This is a genomic window from Priestia sp. Y58 (assembly GCF_029522095.1).
Classification (GTDB): Bacteria; Bacillota; Bacilli; order Bacillales; family Bacillaceae_H; genus Priestia; species Priestia megaterium_E.
Genome location: NZ_JAKWFL010000001.1, coordinates 562,575 through 579,020, shown reverse-complemented (window position 1 = coordinate 579,020; position 16,446 = coordinate 562,575). Strand labels below are relative to the sequence as shown.

General features: G+C 38.1%; 17 protein-coding genes. 15 read left to right on the top strand and 2 right to left on the bottom strand.

What is annotated here, in order from left to right; all coding sequences use genetic code 11:
* Positions 1-84: 84 nt before the first annotated feature.
* The 3 genes from MMB68_RS03030 to MMB68_RS03020 all read left to right on the top strand — a co-directional run bounded on the left by MMB68_RS03030 (position 85) and on the right by MMB68_RS03020 (position 3,406).
* A complete protein-coding gene (locus tag MMB68_RS03030; RefSeq protein ID WP_221784517.1) occupies positions 85-687 on the top strand; it encodes a genetic competence negative regulator in 603 nt (200 codons plus the stop codon).
* A gap of 357 nt (positions 688-1,044) precedes the next feature.
* Complete coding sequence (locus tag MMB68_RS03025; RefSeq protein WP_370506064.1) at positions 1,045-2,310, top strand: Glu/Leu/Phe/Val family dehydrogenase; 1,266 nt, start codon at positions 1,045-1,047, stop codon at positions 2,308-2,310.
* A 124-nt stretch (positions 2,311-2,434) separates the two neighbouring features.
* Positions 2,435-3,406 carry a YpdA family putative bacillithiol disulfide reductase gene (locus MMB68_RS03020; RefSeq protein ID WP_221784516.1) on the top strand — a complete coding sequence of 324 codons (972 nt, stop codon included), beginning with the start codon at positions 2,435-2,437 and terminating at the stop codon, positions 3,404-3,406.
* A gap of 19 nt (positions 3,407-3,425) precedes the next feature.
* Here MMB68_RS03020 and MMB68_RS03015 read toward each other — a convergent pair whose 3' ends face one another.
* Positions 3,426-4,397, bottom strand: a complete 972-nt coding sequence (locus MMB68_RS03015; protein WP_221812647.1) for an asparaginase — start codon at positions 4,395-4,397, stop codon at positions 3,426-3,428.
* Positions 4,398-4,595: 198 nt separating this feature from the next.
* On the opposite strand from MMB68_RS03015, the gene prsW reads away from it, so the two are divergent.
* The 10 genes from prsW (at position 4,596) to MMB68_RS02965 (ending at position 13,939) form a co-directional block, all read left to right on the top strand.
* Positions 4,596-5,246: a glutamic-type intramembrane protease PrsW gene (prsW, locus tag MMB68_RS03010; protein ID WP_116073497.1), complete on the top strand. Its 651-nt coding sequence runs from the start codon at positions 4,596-4,598 to the stop codon at positions 5,244-5,246.
* A gap of 146 nt (positions 5,247-5,392) precedes the next feature.
* Positions 5,393-6,325: a spore cortex-lytic enzyme gene (sleB, locus tag MMB68_RS03005; RefSeq protein WP_264408559.1), complete on the top strand. Its 933-nt coding sequence runs from the start codon at positions 5,393-5,395 to the stop codon at positions 6,323-6,325.
* A gap of 17 nt (positions 6,326-6,342) precedes the next feature.
* The gene (ypeB, locus tag MMB68_RS03000; RefSeq protein ID WP_014458333.1) at positions 6,343-7,692 is read left to right on the top strand and encodes a germination protein YpeB; all 1,350 of its coding nucleotides are present in this window, start codon (positions 6,343-6,345) and stop codon (positions 7,690-7,692) included.
* A gap of 155 nt (positions 7,693-7,847) precedes the next feature.
* Positions 7,848-8,513, top strand: a complete 666-nt coding sequence (locus MMB68_RS02995) for a flagellar brake protein (protein ID WP_277548194.1) — start codon at positions 7,848-7,850, stop codon at positions 8,511-8,513.
* A gap of 69 nt (positions 8,514-8,582) precedes the next feature.
* Entirely contained in the window at positions 8,583-8,759 is a 177-nt protein-coding gene (locus tag MMB68_RS02990) for a YpfB family protein (protein WP_013059030.1), read from the top strand.
* 162 nt (positions 8,760-8,921) lie between these two features.
* Positions 8,922-9,596: a (d)CMP kinase gene (cmk, locus tag MMB68_RS02985; RefSeq protein WP_264408557.1), complete on the top strand. Its 675-nt coding sequence runs from the start codon at positions 8,922-8,924 to the stop codon at positions 9,594-9,596.
* Positions 9,593-10,180: a lysophospholipid acyltransferase family protein gene (locus tag MMB68_RS02980; protein WP_057233610.1), complete on the top strand. Its 588-nt coding sequence runs from the start codon at positions 9,593-9,595 to the stop codon at positions 10,178-10,180. The genes cmk and MMB68_RS02980 overlap by 4 nt, the downstream gene beginning before the upstream one ends.
* A 162-nt stretch (positions 10,181-10,342) precedes the next feature.
* Positions 10,343-11,479, top strand: a complete 1,137-nt coding sequence (rpsA, locus tag MMB68_RS02975) for a 30S ribosomal protein S1 (RefSeq protein ID WP_221812645.1) — start codon at positions 10,343-10,345, stop codon at positions 11,477-11,479.
* Between the two features lie 16 nt (positions 11,480-11,495).
* Complete coding sequence (gene fni, locus MMB68_RS02970) at positions 11,496-12,548, top strand: type 2 isopentenyl-diphosphate Delta-isomerase (protein WP_221812644.1); 1,053 nt, start codon at positions 11,496-11,498, stop codon at positions 12,546-12,548.
* 176 nt (positions 12,549-12,724) lie between these two features.
* The gene (locus MMB68_RS02965) at positions 12,725-13,939 is read left to right on the top strand and encodes an MFS transporter (RefSeq protein WP_221812643.1); all 1,215 of its coding nucleotides are present in this window, start codon (positions 12,725-12,727) and stop codon (positions 13,937-13,939) included.
* 30 nt (positions 13,940-13,969) lie between these two features.
* Here MMB68_RS02965 and MMB68_RS02960 read toward each other — a convergent pair whose 3' ends face one another.
* Positions 13,970-14,107 (bottom strand): YpzI family protein, encoded by a 138-nt coding sequence (locus MMB68_RS02960; protein WP_016765475.1) that lies wholly within the window; start codon positions 14,105-14,107, stop codon positions 13,970-13,972.
* 120 nt (positions 14,108-14,227) lie between these two features.
* Between MMB68_RS02960 and MMB68_RS02955 the strand changes: the two genes are divergently transcribed.
* Positions 14,228-14,833, top strand: coding sequence for a YphA family membrane protein (locus MMB68_RS02955; RefSeq protein ID WP_221784509.1), 606 nt, complete (start codon positions 14,228-14,230; stop codon positions 14,831-14,833).
* Between the two features lie 297 nt (positions 14,834-15,130).
* Positions 15,131-16,441 (top strand): ribosome biogenesis GTPase Der, encoded by a 1,311-nt coding sequence (der, locus tag MMB68_RS02950; RefSeq protein ID WP_014458340.1) that lies wholly within the window; start codon positions 15,131-15,133, stop codon positions 16,439-16,441.
* Positions 16,442-16,446: the final 5 nt, after the last annotated feature.

The following is a 16,446-nucleotide window of genomic DNA, read 5'->3' as shown; positions in this document are numbered from 1 at the left end:
AAACATCACGAACCGTTTTCCAAAAAATACATATACTGCATTATCGAACCATGTGGTTATGAGTGCAAGCGGGGAGGGACGCTAATGAGGCTTGAACGATTAAACTATAATAAGCTAAAAGTTTTTTTGACCTACGATGATTTAAAAGAAAGAGGGTTAACAAAAGACGATCTATGGACAGATACATTCAAAGTAAAACAGCTTTTTCGTGAGATGATAGAGCAAGCTTCTCAAGAACTGAACTTTGAACCTACAAATTCTCTTTCGGTAGAAGTTTTTTCACTTCAAGCACAGGGAATGGTTGTATTTGTGACGAAGCAGTATGAAGAAGAAACCAGCTACGGTGAGTTCGATGAAGACGAGTTCGAGGACTTCATTGAAATGCAGGTCATGCTAGATGAAAGCGAAGACATGTTTTTTGAGTTTGATTCATTTGAAGATGTCATTCAGCTGACCAAACGCATGTCAAACTTTTACGATACGGATAGCGTGCTCTTTTCATTTGAAAAACGTTTTTACGTGCTGTTGGATTATCACATGCTGTCACCGGCTGAAGTTGGGAATATGATTGCGGTTTTGGCGGAGTATGGAAATCCCTCTACAATTACAAAGCACCGCGTAAATGAATATGGAAAAATGTTAGTAGAAAAGAGAGCTTTGGAGTATATCAACTCTGTCTTTTCTTAACTGTTTAATTGAAATAATTACACCCGTGAAGGATAAAGCACTTTTATTAAAATAAGAGTGGCTGCACTTTCAGCTTGTACAAAGTTGTTGAAAGTGCTCTTTATCACCGGGTGTTTTTTATTTTTTTTAGACGATTAAAGCATACTAGAAAAGAGGCAGACTTAAAACATTGTAGCATACCTTGTAAAGATATTGGAAGCGTTTTCTTAGAAGAACACAAAAAATACTAAAAGTTCGATATTTTCCTTTGCAATGTAAAACTAAGGGTGTATACTATGTCATGAAAGAAGCACCATTCAATTAAAAACGAATAATTTTCGATACATTTTAGGAGGTTTACAGATGGTAGCCGACAAGATGCAAGACAGTAAAAATAGTCAAGAAGAGAAGCATGATGTTTTAAAATCTACACAAACAGTGATACATAAAGCGTTAGAAAAACTAGGCTATCCTGATGAAGTGTATGAACTATTAAAAGAGCCATTACGAATGATGACAGTAAAAATTCCTGTTCGTATGGATGACGGATCAGTTAAGATTTTTACAGGTCACCGAGCGCAGCATAACGATGCAGTTGGTCCTACGAAAGGCGGAATTCGTTTTCACCCAAACGTAACTGAAAAAGAAGTAAAAGCTCTATCTATATGGATGAGTTTAAAATGTGGAATCGTTGACCTTCCTTACGGTGGAGGAAAAGGTGGAATTGTTTGTGATCCTCGAAATATGTCTTTTGGAGAATTAGAGCGTTTAAGCCGCGGATATGTTCGTGCGATTAGCCAAATTGTTGGACCAACAAAGGATATTCCAGCGCCGGATGTGTTTACAAATTCACAAATTATGGCTTGGATGATGGATGAATACAGCCGGATTGATGAATTTAACTCACCGGGCTTTATTACTGGAAAGCCCCTTGTCTTAGGTGGTTCACACGGCCGTGAAACAGCGACTGCAAAAGGAGTAACTATTTGTATTCGTGAAGCAGCGAAAAAACGAGGCATTGAATTACAAGGTGCACGGGTAGTAGTACAAGGGTTTGGAAATGCAGGAAGCTTTTTAGCTAAGTTCATGCACGACGCTGGCGCTAAAATTGTAGGGATATCCGATGCGTACGGAGCGCTGCATGATCCTAACGGTTTAGACATTGATTATTTATTAGATCGACGCGATAGCTTTGGTACAGTAACGAAATTATTCAATAATACAATCAGCAATAAAGAGCTGCTTGAACTTGACTGCGACATCCTAGTTCCAGCTGCGATTGAAAATCAAATTACAGAAGAAAATGCCCATAACATTCAAGCGAGTATTGTAGTAGAAGCAGCAAATGGACCAACAACTCTTGAAGCAACGCGCATCTTGTCAGAGAGAGGAATTTTATTAGTTCCAGACGTTTTGGCAAGTGCCGGCGGTGTAACAGTCTCTTATTTTGAATGGGTGCAAAATAACCAAGGTTATTATTGGACGGAAGAAGAAGTAGAAGAAAAGCTTGAAAAAGTAATGGTTAAATCATTTAATAACATCTACGAAACCTCTACAACTCGAAAAGTCGACATGCGTCTAGCTGCTTATATGATAGGCGTAAGAAAAATGGCGGAAGGCTCTCGTTTCAGAGGCTGGATTTAAAAGCAGAACAGCAGAACAATTGCGTAAATAGAAAAAATCTCCTATCATTAATGAGGAGATTTTTTTGTTTTACACTGCGTTAAAATAAAAAAAAGGTGCGTTTACAACTGAAGGAGTGACAGGCATGAAGAAAGAAAAAGTAATTATTGTTGGCGGAGGACCATGCGGCCTTTCAGCAGCTATTGAGCTTCAACATACAGGTATTGATGCCCTTGTAATTGAAAAAGGAAATATCGTGAATGCAATTTATAACTATCCGACCCACCAAACGTTTTTTAGTTCGAGTGAAAAACTGGAAATCGGGGATGTCCCTTTTATTACGGAAAATCGTAAGCCTGTGCGCAACCAAGCTCTTGCTTACTACCGAGAAGTGGTGAAGCGCAAGCAAGTTCGAATTCAGCCGTTTGAACGTGTCTTGCAAGTAGACAAACAAGCGGAAAACCAATTTATTGTCACAACATCTAAAGAGACGTATGAAGCGGAGAATGTCATTATAGCTACGGGCTATTACGATCATCCTAATTATATGAATGTTCCTGGTGAAGATTTATCAAAGGTATTTCATTATTTCAAAGAAGCGCATCCGTACTTTGATAAAGATGTAGTCGTTATAGGTGGAAAAAACTCTAGCGTCGATGCAGCTCTGGAATTGGTGAAGTGTGATGCAAGGGTGACGGTTATTTATCGTGGCTCAGATTACTCCCCTAGCGTAAAACCTTGGATATTGCCTGAATTTGAGGCGCTGGTTCGAAATGGAACAATTGGGATGCATTTTAATGCTCATGTAACGAAAATAACGGATGAAACGGTAACGTATGAGCAGGAAGGGAAAGAATCTACGATTAGTAACGATTTCGTTTTTGCGATGACTGGCTATCATCCTGATCATTCGTTCTTAACAAAAATGGGTGTGGAATTAGATACTGAAACAGGCCGCCCTTCTTTTAACGAAGAGACGATGGAAACAAACGTGGAAGGAATTTATATCGCTGGTGTGATTGCTGCAGGAAACAATGCTAATGAGATTTTTATCGAAAATGGACGTTTTCATGGAAAATCTATTGCTTCTCATATTATCAACAAAAACAACGCATAGGCTTCTATGCGTTGTTTTACTAATGATTAAATAGCTGCTGCAGCTCATCATGATTCGTTGTTACTTGGAGAGCAACTAACAGTTTAATGCGTGCTTTAGGACCATTTAAGCCATTTGAAAAAATAACGCCCATCTCTTTCAACTGCTTGCCACCACCTTCATATCCATATACATCTTGAGAAATTCCATTAAAACAGCGAGAAACGAGCACGATGGGTATCTTTCGCTTCAAAAGCAATTGAATTCCTGGAATTGTGAGAGGAGGTAGATTTCCTTGACCGAGGGCTTCAATTACAAGTCCATCAACATTCATTGAAGCCACTGCTTGAAATAAATGGTCGTCCATTCCTGCATAAGCTTTTAATAAAGTGATTTGTTTATCTATCTGATTAACAGGATAAAATTCATGTTCTGTAGGCATGTGGTGAAAAGATACGCCGCGTTTTGTGATTAATCCTATTGGCCCGTACTGAGGACTTTGAAATGTCGCCACGTTGCTTGTGTGGGTCTTGGTCACATTTTCAGCGGTATGAATTTCATCGTTCATCACAACTAAGACACCTTTTCCTTTTGCCCCGTCACTAATAGCCACCCGAACCGCAGATATAAAATTATAAGGACCGTCTGAACCAATTTCATTGCTTGATCTCATGGCTCCAGTTAAGACAATTGGAATATCTGTATGCACTGTTAAATCTAAAAAATAAGCGGTTTCTTCCAGCGTGTCCGTACCGTGAGTTAACACGACTGCATCAATTTTGCCTTCATTAATTTTATCGCGTATTTTTTTTGAAAGTATAAGCATTTCCTTAGGAGTAATGTGAGGAGAAGGCAGATGAAATGCTTCTTCTACGATTACATTGGCCATACCTGAAACAGATGATGTTGAGCGGTGAAGCGGGTTTTGAATATCTGGTGTTACTGATCCAGTTGCCATGTCTTCTTTCATAGAGATTGTGCCGCCGGTGTGAAGAATATAAACAGTTTTCATAGAGAGCTCCTTTCAATTTTTCATATAAGTATGATACATTTTTTGGTATACTTGTTTAAGGTCTTTGTTAGGCTTTGTAAATCGACAGCAAGTTATGTGAGCATTTACATATAAAGATAAGGACATTATATATGGAGATTTTCATCCTAAAGATAACATGTTACTATTAAAAAAAATAGAGGAGATGAGGCGCTATTTATGTTGGCGATTGTATCTGCAGGCATTGCGCCAGGATTGGCATTGTTAAGTTTTTTTTATTTGAAAGATGAATATGAAACTGAGCCTATTTCAATGGTATTAAAAACATTTATTTTTGGAGCAATGCTTGTTTTGCCAATTATGTTTATTCAATATGTATTTGGTGAAGAACACGTTTTTCAATCACCTTTTCTTGAAGCATTTTTTACGACAAGCTTTTTAGAAGAATTTTTCAAATGGTTCATTTTATATTTCACGATTTATCAGCATGTGGAATTTGATGAGCATTATGATGGAATTGTTTACGGAGCAGCTGTTTCATTAGGTTTTGCTACCGTTGAAAATATTTTATATTTATTTGCAAATGGTTTAGAATCAGCGCTAGGAAGAGCCTTTTTACCCGTATCTAGTCATGCTTTATTCGGCGTCATTATGGGGTATTATTTAGGGAAAGCAAAGTTTTCTGAAGGAAAGGAAAAAACGAAGTGGACGCTGTACTCCGTATTTGCGCCGCTCATTTTACATGGAACATATGATTATATTTTAAAAACAATGGATCATTGGGTATTTATTATTATTCCATTTATGATTTATTTATGGTGGCTGGCATTAAGAAAAGTAAAAAAGGCCAAACAGCCATCGATTGTCTAGGCTCAGCTTGTAAATCTTTTTTGAGAGATTTACGAGCTGAGTTTTTTTCATTTCGGTAAATTTTACGCATCTTGTATAAAAAAACAACCTTTACAAAAAATACTCCTATCATCTTATCAGTTACATACGATGTAGGAGGTTTTGTCATGTTATCATTTCGATGTTTTAAAAAGTATGCATGTCTCATATGCATATGTTCATTTATTGCAGCGTCCGTTGTGAGTCCAAAGGCCGCTCACGCGTTTTCAAATCAAGTCATTCAACACGGAGCAGTTGGAGATGACGTTATTGAGCTGCAGTCGAGACTTCAGTATTTAGGTTATTACAATGGGAAAATTGACGGTGTATTTGGATGGAGCACATACTGGGCACTGCGCAATTTTCAATATGAATTTGGCATTAAAAAGATTGACGGTTTAGCAGGCTGGCAAACAAAGATTAAATTAGCCAACGCAACAAAATATCACGAAAACTATGTGAAAAATCAAATTAGAAAAGGAAATAAGTTTACGCACTATGGCGGTCAGCCTCTTGATCAGCAGTCTAAAGGAAGCGGTAGCAGTGGAAAAAGCAGCGGGAACAATGGTCAGCAAAAAGCACAAAGCGGATCTTCTCAAGCAAAAAAACCTGCCAGTCAGCCGCAGCGTAATACGCCTAAAGGAAATTCTGAACAACAGAAAGAAAAAGCACAAAAGCCAACAGCGGTGAATGTACCGAGCGGTTTTTCACAAAATGATATTCAGCTCATGGCAAATGCCGTGCATGGTGAAGCACGGGGTGAACCATATAATGGTCAAGTAGCCGTAGCGGCCGTTATTTTGAACCGAGTTAACAGTCCGTCATTTCCAAATACAGTCGCTGGAGTTATTTTTGAACCGCGTGCATTTACTGCCGTAGCAGATGGGCAAATTTGGCTTGAACCCAATCCAACATCTAAAAAAGCGGTTATGGATGCGATTAACGGATGGGATCCTACTGGGAATGCTATTTATTACTTTAATCCGGATACAGCAACAAGCGCATGGATTTGGTCACGTCCTCAAATTAAGCAAATTGGGAAACACATTTTCTGTCGATAAAGAGAGGTGAAGGAAACATGATTCGAACAATTTTAATTGTATTATTAGCTATTGGTGTTGTAGGTGTAGGATATTGGGGGTACAGTGAACATCAAGAAAAAGATGCTGTGCTGCTTCAAGCGGAGAATACGTATCAACGAGCATTTCATGATTTGTCATATCAGCTAGACTTATTAAATGATAAAATCGGTGGCACGCTCGCCATGAGTTCGAGAGATCAGCTTTCGCCCGCGCTTGCAGAAGTATGGCGTTTAACTTCTGAAGCTCATAACAATGTAGGACAGCTACCTTTATCGCTTTTACCGTTCAATAAAACAGAAGAGTTTCTTTCAGATGTTGGGGACTTTACGTACAAAGTGGCGGTAAGGGATTTAAGCAAATCACCCTTAACAGATAAAGAGTATAAAACGTTAAATTCGCTTTATGATCAGTCAGGCGAAATTCAAAATGAAATGCGCCAAGTACAGCATCTGGTCATTGATAATAACTTGCGCTGGATGGATGTTGAGCTAGCCTTAGCGACAAAAGAAAAGCAAGGGGACAATACGATTATCGACGGATTAAAAACCGTTGAAAAAAGTATGGATTCTTTTGCCGAAACAGATTTAGGCGTTATGAATGCAACGAATGAGCAGGAAAAAAACGCTTTTCATCAATTAAAAGGTAGAGAAGTTAGTGAAGATGTTGCAAAACAAGTGGCGCGTTCGTTTTTGAATTTAAAAGGAAATGAACAAATTCACATTGTAAAGAGCGGAAAAGACGCTGATTATGAGGTGTACAGCTTAACCATTACAGATCCAAAGACGAAACAAGAGACGTATATGGATATTACCCAAAAAGGTGGATATCCGCTTTGGGTGCTCGAAGATCGAGATATTAAAAAACAAAATATTAGTTTAAACGATGCTATGAACAAAGCGACTAAGTTTTTAAAAGATCATCGTTTTGAAAGCCTAGTGATGGCTGAAAGCGCTCAATATGATAACATGGGAGTCTTTACATTTGTAGAGCAAACGGAAAGTGGAGTTCGGATTTATCCGGATTCAGTTAAAATGAAAATGTCTTTAGAAGATGGATCTGTGATTGGTTTCTCAGCTAAAGACTTCTTATTAAAACATCGTACAAGAGATATTCCAAAACCTAAAATTTCGAAAGAACAGGCAAAAACCAAGCTGAACTCGAATGTAAAAGTGATGGAAGACCGCTTGGCAATTATTACGAATGATTTAAACGAAGAAGTGCTATGCTATGAGTTTTTAGGGACAATAAAAAATGATACGTATCGTATTTTCATCAATGCCGATACGGGTTTTGAAGAAAAAGTCGAAAAACTGCAAAACTCAGAACCTTTATATAATGAAGTGTAAAGTTGATAAAAACCGGTGTCTATAGACACCGGTTTTTGTATTTTGTAATATTTTATTGAGTCTAAATAACTAATTTATATTTACAAAATAAACATATTTGACTATGTTTGAATAAAGGGAAAAAGTGTATATAGTGGAACTGAAGGAGAGAGAAGATGATAAAAGCGGGAATGAGGTTGACGTTAGAGAGCGGGCACAGAGAGTCTACATTACACCAAACATATCGATGTAAAGTAGTTGAGTTTACGGAAGACGTGATTTATATTAGCTATCCGCTAAATGAAGAAACGCAGCGAAGTGCTTTTTTACTAAAAGGTACAAAATTGCTTGCTACGTTTATTGGATATGATCAAAATGTATATACCTTTCCAACTGAAGTAACAGGGCGTGAAATAAAAGGCATGCCTGTTGTGAAGCTCTTTTACCCGGGCGATAAAAAGTTAAAATCCATCCAAAGAAGAAATTTTTTCCGTGTGCCGCTTACAGTGAAAGCGGTGATAGAAAGTGAACAAGAACAGCAGGACGTAATGGAAATCATGACTAAAAACATCAGTGCAGGTGGAATAGCCGGCTCCTTCCAACATTCGCTGCTTTTTAATGAGAAAGATTCGGTTGTTGTACGATTAAGTCTTCCTAATCGTGAGGGAGCTTTGCAGCATCTTGAATTAAAAGGGGAAGTTGTACGAATTACCGCCCCGACTTCTTGTAAAGTAGGTCAGCTATCTATTAAGTTTATGGATATGGAAAAACAAACGAAAGAAATGATGATTCGTTATACCTTAAAGCGTCAGCTCGACCTAAGAAGAAAAGGTCTTCTTTAGCGTATAAAAAAAACTTCTCTTTCCTAAACTGTAAGCAAAGGTATTACTTCTTACAAAAGGAGAAAAAAAGTGAATCGAATAGAACGAATTTTAATTAAATTAGTGGTTATTCAATTTGTGTTTTTAATAATTGCCCAATGTATTTTACTATCTAGCAGTCACAGTACATATTTCTCAAAGGTTATTCAGTATGAGGGAGTTAGCAAAAATAATTTTAATAAAATTATTGAAACATTCGACCAGTAGTCGGACGTATGGTAGAATAACTAGGAAAGAAACATGCAGTGAACACCAGGCAGGAGAAGACCCCCTGCTCTTTTTTTCGTTTATAAACGTTTCATATAAAATGGCTCATTGTATAAAAGATGAAAGTGGTTTGTTCCTGTTTTGAAATTAAGGGAGGCACTTATGGAAAAACAAATTTCAATCGCGATTGACGGTCCTGCAGCTGCTGGGAAAAGTACAGTGGCAAAGATTATAGCAGAAACCTTATCATATATTTATGTTGATACAGGAGCGATGTATCGTGCTCTAACGTATCAAGCGCAGAAAAACCAGGTAGATTTGCAAAATGAAGAAGAGCTGTTGCATTTGCTTAACGAAACAGTAATCGATTTAAAACCGTCTGAATCTGGACAGGTAGTCATCTTAAATGGACAGAATGTTACAAGTGAAATTCGTTCCGCAGAAGTAACCAACTCTGTATCCGTCGTAGCGAAACATCGTGCAGTTCGTGAAGAGATGGTAGCGAGACAGCAGGGCCTTGCTAAAGATGGAGGCGTTGTGATGGATGGACGTGATATCGGTACACACGTGCTTCCTCACGCAGAAGTTAAAATCTTTTTATTAGCGTCTGTGGATGAAAGAGCACAGCGACGCCATGACGAAAACATAAAAAAAGGTTTTGAATCAAATTTAGAGCGTTTAAAAGAAGAAATTGCCCGCAGAGACAAGCTGGATTCTGAGCGCGAAGTAGCACCTCTTAAAAAAGCTGAAGATGCAATTGAAATCGATACAACTTCCTTATCGATTGAAGGAGTTGTAGAAAAAATACTTTCTATTACAAAAGAAAGGATTGGATGATTTTGAGCTTTTATATGTTTGCACGTGCCATTGTAAAAGGCATTTTAACACCAGTTTATCGTTATGAGGTAATCGGTGCAGAAAATATTCCTTCAGAAGGCGGAGTTTTGCTTTGTTCAAATCATATTGACAACTTAGATCCGCCTACTGTAGGTGTGACATGTCCAAGGCCTATTTCGTTTATGGCAAAAGCAGAGCTGTTTAAAGCACCTTTTCTGAAGACGGTTCTGCCAAAGTTAGAAACATTCCCTGTAAAGCGCGGGATGGCAGATCGTGAAGCTTTGCGCCAAGGGTTAAAGATTTTAAAAGAAGGAAAAGTGCTTGGATTATTTCCCGAAGGAACAAGAAGTAAAGATGGGAAATTAGGAAAAGGGATGGCTGGAGTAGGCTTTTTTGCTTTGCGTTCAAAAGCAGCTGTTGTGCCTTGCGCTGTTATTGGTCCATATAAGCGTTTTGCAAGGTTAAAAGTAGTGTACGGACCGCCAATTCAGATGGATGAGCTTCGCGAACGAAAAGCATCAGCCGACGAAGTAACCGAAGTTATTATGAAAAGCATTGGTGAATTAATTGAAAAATATCAATAGTTTGTAACCTTATGACTTGACAAAAGATTCTATTTATTAGAAGTTAGTAACAAAGAGAGTTTTTTCTATACAGAGCTATATACAATAATGATGAGCTAAAAGAGTGAAGAACTCTTACAAGGGAATACATATTGTAGATGGATATTGGAGGAGGAAAAGACGATGACAGAAGATATGAATCAAGTAGAGGTAACGTCATTAGAAGTAGGAGAAACAGTAAAAGGTACTATTACAAAAGTAGAAGAAAAGCAAGTGTATGTAGATGTACCTAACAGCAAACTAGACGGTATTATTCCAATTAGTGAATTAGCGAGCTTACATATTGAAAAAGCAGGCGATGTAATCCAAGAAGGTGCCGAAGTCGAAGCGAAAGTGATTAAAGTGGAAGACGATTTGCTTGTGCTATCTAAACGGGCTGTAGATGCTGAAAAAGCATGGGATGGTTTAGAAGCAAAACTTTCTTCAGGTGAAGTGTTTGAAGCGGTAGTCAAAGAAATTGTCAAAGGCGGATTAGTAGTAGATATTGGTGTAAGAGGGTTCATTCCAGCTTCTCTTGTTGAAACTCATTTCGTTGATGATTTTGCAGAGTATCAAGATCAAACTCTTACAGTCAAAGTAGTGGAATTAGATAAAGAAAAAAATCGCGTGATCCTTTCGCATCGTGCAGTTGTAGAAGAAGAGCTTGTACAACAAAAAGAAAATGTTCTTGATTCATTAAAAGAAGGTCAGGTTTTAGAAGGAACCGTTCAGCGCTTAACAGACTTTGGAGCGTTTGTAGATGTAGGCGGAGTAGATGGGTTAGTGCACATTTCTCAGCTTTCACATACGCGTGTAGAAAAACCTTCAGACGTAGTAGCTGAGGGAGATACTGTGAAAGTCAAAGTATTGTCTGTTGACAAATCAACGGGGCGTGTTTCATTATCTATTAAAGATACGTTAGAAGGCCCATGGTCCAACATTTCTACGAAGCTTCGCCAAGGTGATGTAGTAGATGGAACCGTTAAAAGACTTGTATCTTTTGGAGCTTTTGTGGAAGTTCTACCTGGAGTAGAAGGGCTTGTACACATTTCTCAAATTTCCCATAAGCATATCGAGACACCGCATGAAGTACTTTCTGAAGGTGAAAAAGTGACGGTAAAAGTACTTGATGTGAATGAACAAGAACGACGCGTTTCGTTAAGCATTCGTGATCTTGAGGAAGAAGAACAAGAAGATTATGGTGACTATGAATTACAAGAAGAGTCAAAAGGTTTCCAATTAGGTGATATGATTGGGGATCAATTAAAAAAATTAAGATAAGTAATGGTGATGATTTGTGAGCAGAGCAAAACGTAAAATTGATCACATTCATCATGCGATTCAAACGGGACAGCATCGGCTGCACGGGCTAGATGATATTCGCTTCGTTCATAATAGCTTACCAAATACAGGCGTGCACGATGTTCATATTGATACAAAAATTGGCGAACTTTTGTTAAGTTCGCCAATTTTTATAAATGCTATGACGGGTGGAGGCGGACAAGAAACGGAACGGATTAACCGTTCGTTTGCGCAAATTGCTCATCATGGTCAATTAGCAATGGCCGTTGGATCGCAGATGGCTGCGATTAAAGATGAAGAGGAAGAACAATCATACAGAGTAGTGCGTCAAGAAAACCCTAACGGAATTATTTTTGCCAACTTAGGCAGTGAAGCTACAGTGGAACAAGCTAAAAAAGCGGTTGATATGCTTGAAGCAAGTGGACTTCAAATTCATTTAAATGTTATACAAGAACTGGTCATGCCAGAGGGAGACCGTGATTTTACCGATGCATTACGTCGTATTGAACGCATTGTCCGGGAAGTAACCGTTCCTGTAATTGTCAAAGAAGTAGGTTTTGGGATGAGCGCTCAAGCAGTGCAAAAACTTAAAGATGTTGGTGTTAAAATCGTTGATATTGGTGGGTACGGCGGTACCAATTTTTCGAAAATCGAAAATGAAAGACGAGCAAAACATTTTCACTTCTTTAATGATTGGGGAATTTCCACAGCAGCTTCTTTAGCGGAAGTATCTCAGCACGTAGAAGGTATGTCCATTATTGGTTCAGGAGGTATTCAAACCTCTATGGATATTGCTAAGTCTATTGCGTTAGGAGCTTCTGCAACGGGAATGGCAGGATATTTTTTATCCATTTTAATGAAGTCTGGTTTAGAAGCAGTTGTAGAAGAGATAGCCGAGCTGCATGAGGAGTTAACGTTTATCATGGCTGCGTTAGGAGCAACTTCTATTGCTAAGCTTCAGCAAATGCCTCTAGTTATTACAGGGGATACCCATAGCTGGCTGACTCAGCGAAATGTATCTATAGAAACATTTAATAACAGATCATAAAAAAGCATGCAGTTAACTGCATGCTTTTTTATTTCTTTAGAAGATGAATGCTCGCGTTTTTATTTAAAAAAACAAAAAATGTTGGCAGAAGAAGTGACAAAAAGCATGAAATCCCAAACGTTAGCCACTTATAATAAGTTAAATAAACAGAAAAATCAGAAAAAAGAGGTGGCGTAATGAAAAAAGGACATCCTATATTTACAATTTTTCTTTTCTTTTTAGGGTGGGTTTTCATGTATGCAGATCGTAATATTTTATCTCCAGTTATGGGAGATATCGGTGCGCAGTGGGACCTTAATAAAGCTGAACTTGGGCTAATGTCTACCGTATTTTTTGCAGCGTATGCAGCTATGCAAATTCCAACGGGTTTTTTGGCAGATCGATTTGGTCGCGTTAAGATCTTAGTGGCTGGATACATCTTGTTTGGAGTTGCCACATTTTTTACAGGACTTACAACTACTTTCGGTATGTTCTTACTCATGCGGGCGCTGACAGGACTTGGAGAAGGAACGTATTATGGTTCACAATACGGAATTTCTTCAAGCATCACGTCCGAACGATACCGAGGTCTAGTGTCTGCGCTCATCAATAGTGGAATGGCTTTTGGTATATCGCTTGGTTTTATCGGTTCTACATACATTACATATACGTTAGAAAAAAACTGGCAGTTTACTTTTTACTTATTTGCTATTCCGACTATAGTAATAGCTATTTTAATAGCTTTCTTTGTAAAAGATAAGCAAAGAGATCAAGAAAAAAATTCGCCAAATAAAGAAACCAAGCAGTCGCTAAAAGTATTATTTACAAAAAATCATATTTTCGTATACATTTTAATCTTCTGCTCTCTTTACGGATTTTTTGGGATGCTGACGTGGCTTCCTTATTATTTGCAGCACTCGCGCGGCTTAGAAGGGTCTCAAACAGGCATCATAGCATCTTTAGTACCGTGGGCGTCTATTCCAGGAGCAATCTTCTTTGGATATATATCTGATCGAATTGCAAATAAAAAAGCATTAATTGTGAGTTTGTCAGTAGCGGGCGCTTTATGTCAATTTTTTATTCCCTATACAGAGAGTTATTCTTGGCTATTAATCGGCTTAATTGTGTACGGTCTGATAGGGAAATTAGCATTAGATCCGATTTTGATTTCGTATATGGCGGATATTACTCCATCGTCCATGTACTCTAAAGTGTACGGTTTTTTCAACTTCAGCGGCATGCTGTCATCGATCTTTGCACCTTACATTACGGGATATTTTGCAGATAAACTTGGAAGTATGGAATTTGGATTTTATTTGTCAGGAGCACTATTGTTAGTGGGAGGAGTTCTCTTTTTGTTTACAGGAAAGAAAGAACGTTCCTATCCTGTTTCACATCCAGTTTTAAAATAAAAAATGCGCTGACTTAGTCAGCGCATTTTTTTATTTATGATCATTTAACTCGCGCGCTTCTTCAGGACTTTGCAAGCTGGTCGCTCCCGGATAGTGAAGTCCTTGATCACGGTCAGATTCAACTCGTTTTGATTCCTTTAATTTTTTCTCTTGACGATCTTTTCCCATTTTATATTCCCTCCTTTTTTCTGATAGGTTGTCCAAAATAAGGAGTTCTATTCTAAAACTCCGATTAAGTTTTCCAAAATTGATACATACTGATGACAGGTAGAGGAGGTGCCATATTCAGTGGACGGAATTTTCTTTTATTGGCTTTCGTGGATGGGATGGATTGTTGCGACTTTTCTTATGCCCAAAACACCTAGGCGTTGGAAGGTAGCAGCCATTATATTAATCAGTATACTCTTAAGCGGAATGAACATGCATATGGCTCAGTTTTCATGTAGCTACACCGCTTTGTTTTTAGTGGGGGTAGCGTGTATTTATGCTTCAGGCTACAGCAGGTTTCAGCAGTTATATTATGTTATTGTATGCGGCATTATAATAATTGCCTATGCTGGTTTTTGTTTACTTGAGCTCTATGATCCTGTGTGGATTTTTATTGATCGTAAGTGGATTTTGACTGGACTTATCTTATATATTTGCTTTATGGTGATTAAAGATGCTGAAAAAAGATTCGCAGCGATCATTTTAGGTGTAGTTGGAGGAGATTTTTTATACGCAGTTGTCATTCGAGATATTGCATCTTATGAAGTAGGGTCTCTTCGGACACTCGACGTTTTAGCAACAGCAGTAGGAGCTATGTTTATTTGGGAGATGCTGGTTTATTTCTCTGCTTATTTAGATTTGTACGTGCTGAAGTCTCACAGGCAAAAGCAAAGTACTTACAAATAGAAGAAGAGATTTCGTAAAATTATATTGTTGTTACCGGTGATTTTTGATAAAATTGTTTGATTGAAAGAGTAATGCTTATTCAGCGGATAGGCAGTTAATCAGCTTGGTGTAAAATAGAGCTGATAAAAAGCCTGCTTTATCGCTTATGATCGATTAGTAGAGGTCATGCCACGCTGCATGGCCTCAATTTTTGAAAAACGAATGATCTTATTTATTTGTACATGTAGATAAATACCTTTAGTCGATTAAAGACTGGTTGCCGATACATAAAAAAGATCAAGGAAAGGGAAGAATCGTATGCCAAAACCAATTATTGCGATTGTTGGTCGTCCCAACGTAGGAAAATCAACAATTTTCAACCGAATTGTAGGAGAGCGAGTATCTATTGTAGAAGATATTCCGGGTGTAACTCGTGATCGTATCTATAGTTCAGGTGAGTGGCTGAATTTGGATTTTAACATTATTGATACTGGCGGTATTGATATTGGAGATGAGCCATTTTTAGAACAGATCAAACAGCAGGCAGAAATTGCAATTGATGAAGCGGACGTAATCATTTTTCTAGTGAATGGACGCGATGGAATTACTGCAGCTGATGAAGAAGTGGCGAAAATTTTATACAAATCCAAAAAGCCCGTTGTCCTAGCTGTTAATAAAGTAGATAATCCTGAAATGAGAGAATTAATCTATGATTTCTACGCACTAGGATATGGAGAACCGTTCCCAATCTCAGGAACGCATGGTTTAGGTTTAGGTGACCTGCTAGACGAGGCAGCTAAGCACTTTCCAAAAGAAAAAGACGAAGATTACGGAGAAGAAGTCATTAAATTTTCATTGATTGGTCGTCCTAACGTAGGAAAATCTTCATTAGTTAATGCTCTTCTAGGTGAAGACCGTGTTATTGTCAGTGATCTTGCCGGCACGACACGCGATGCCATTGATACAAAGTTTACAAAAGAAGATCAAGAATATGTTGTTATTGATACAGCTGGAATGAGAAAACGTGGAAAAGTGTACGAGAGTACTGAAAAATACAGCGTACTGCGCGCATTAAAGGCAATTGAACGCTCAGATGTTGTCTTAATTGTATTAAATGCTGAAGAAGGTATTATTGAACAAGATAAGAAAATTGCTGGTTATGCACAAGAAGCTGGAAAAGCTGTTGTCATCGTTGTGAACAAATGGGATACAGTAGAAAAAGATGAAAAAACAATGAAAAAATTTGAAGAAAATATACGTGAGCATTTTCAGTTCTTAACATATGCTCCAATTGTATTCCTTTCAGCTAAAACGAAAAAACGTACGCACACGCTATTGCCAATGATTGATCTTGCAAGCGAAAGCCATGCGGTGCGTGTAGAAACAAGCATCTTAAATGATGTGATTATGGATGCAGTAGCAATGAACCCTACGCCTACTCACAACGGCAACCGCTTAAAAATCTATTACACAACTCAAGTAGCGATCAAGCCGCCAACTTTTGTTGTGTTTGTAAATGATCCTGAGCTAATGCATTTTTCATATAAGCGTTTCTTAGAAAATAAGCTTCGTGAAGCTTTTGGATTCGAAGGAACTCCAATTAAAATTATTGCAAGACCAAGAAAATAACAGAG

What these genes read in the sequence shown, in the direction of transcription:
- MMB68_RS03030 (WP_221784517.1), top strand. Translation starts at nt 85, where the DNA reads ATGAGGCTTGAACGATTAAACTATAATAAGCTAAAAGTTTTTTTGACC.
- MMB68_RS03025 (WP_370506064.1), top strand. Translation starts at nt 1,045, where the DNA reads ATGCAAGACAGTAAAAATAGTCAAGAAGAGAAGCATGATGTTTTAAAA.
- MMB68_RS03020 (WP_221784516.1), top strand. Translation starts at nt 2,435, where the DNA reads ATGAAGAAAGAAAAAGTAATTATTGTTGGCGGAGGACCATGCGGCCTT.
- MMB68_RS03015 (WP_221812647.1), bottom strand. Translation starts at nt 4,397, where the DNA reads ATGAAAACTGTTTATATTCTTCACACCGGCGGCACAATCTCTATGAAA.
- prsW (WP_116073497.1), top strand. Translation starts at nt 4,596, where the DNA reads ATGTTGGCGATTGTATCTGCAGGCATTGCGCCAGGATTGGCATTGTTA.
- sleB (WP_264408559.1), top strand. Translation starts at nt 5,393, where the DNA reads ATGTTATCATTTCGATGTTTTAAAAAGTATGCATGTCTCATATGCATA.
- ypeB (WP_014458333.1), top strand. Translation starts at nt 6,343, where the DNA reads ATGATTCGAACAATTTTAATTGTATTATTAGCTATTGGTGTTGTAGGT.
- MMB68_RS02995 (WP_277548194.1), top strand. Translation starts at nt 7,848, where the DNA reads ATGATAAAAGCGGGAATGAGGTTGACGTTAGAGAGCGGGCACAGAGAG.
- cmk (WP_264408557.1), top strand. Translation starts at nt 8,922, where the DNA reads ATGGAAAAACAAATTTCAATCGCGATTGACGGTCCTGCAGCTGCTGGG.
- MMB68_RS02980 (WP_057233610.1), top strand. Translation starts at nt 9,593, where the DNA reads ATGATTTTGAGCTTTTATATGTTTGCACGTGCCATTGTAAAAGGCATT.
- rpsA (WP_221812645.1), top strand. Translation starts at nt 10,343, where the DNA reads ATGACAGAAGATATGAATCAAGTAGAGGTAACGTCATTAGAAGTAGGA.
- MMB68_RS02965 (WP_221812643.1), top strand. Translation starts at nt 12,725, where the DNA reads ATGAAAAAAGGACATCCTATATTTACAATTTTTCTTTTCTTTTTAGGG.
- MMB68_RS02960 (WP_016765475.1), bottom strand. Translation starts at nt 14,107, where the DNA reads ATGGGAAAAGATCGTCAAGAGAAAAAATTAAAGGAATCAAAACGAGTT.
- der (WP_014458340.1), top strand. Translation starts at nt 15,131, where the DNA reads ATGCCAAAACCAATTATTGCGATTGTTGGTCGTCCCAACGTAGGAAAA.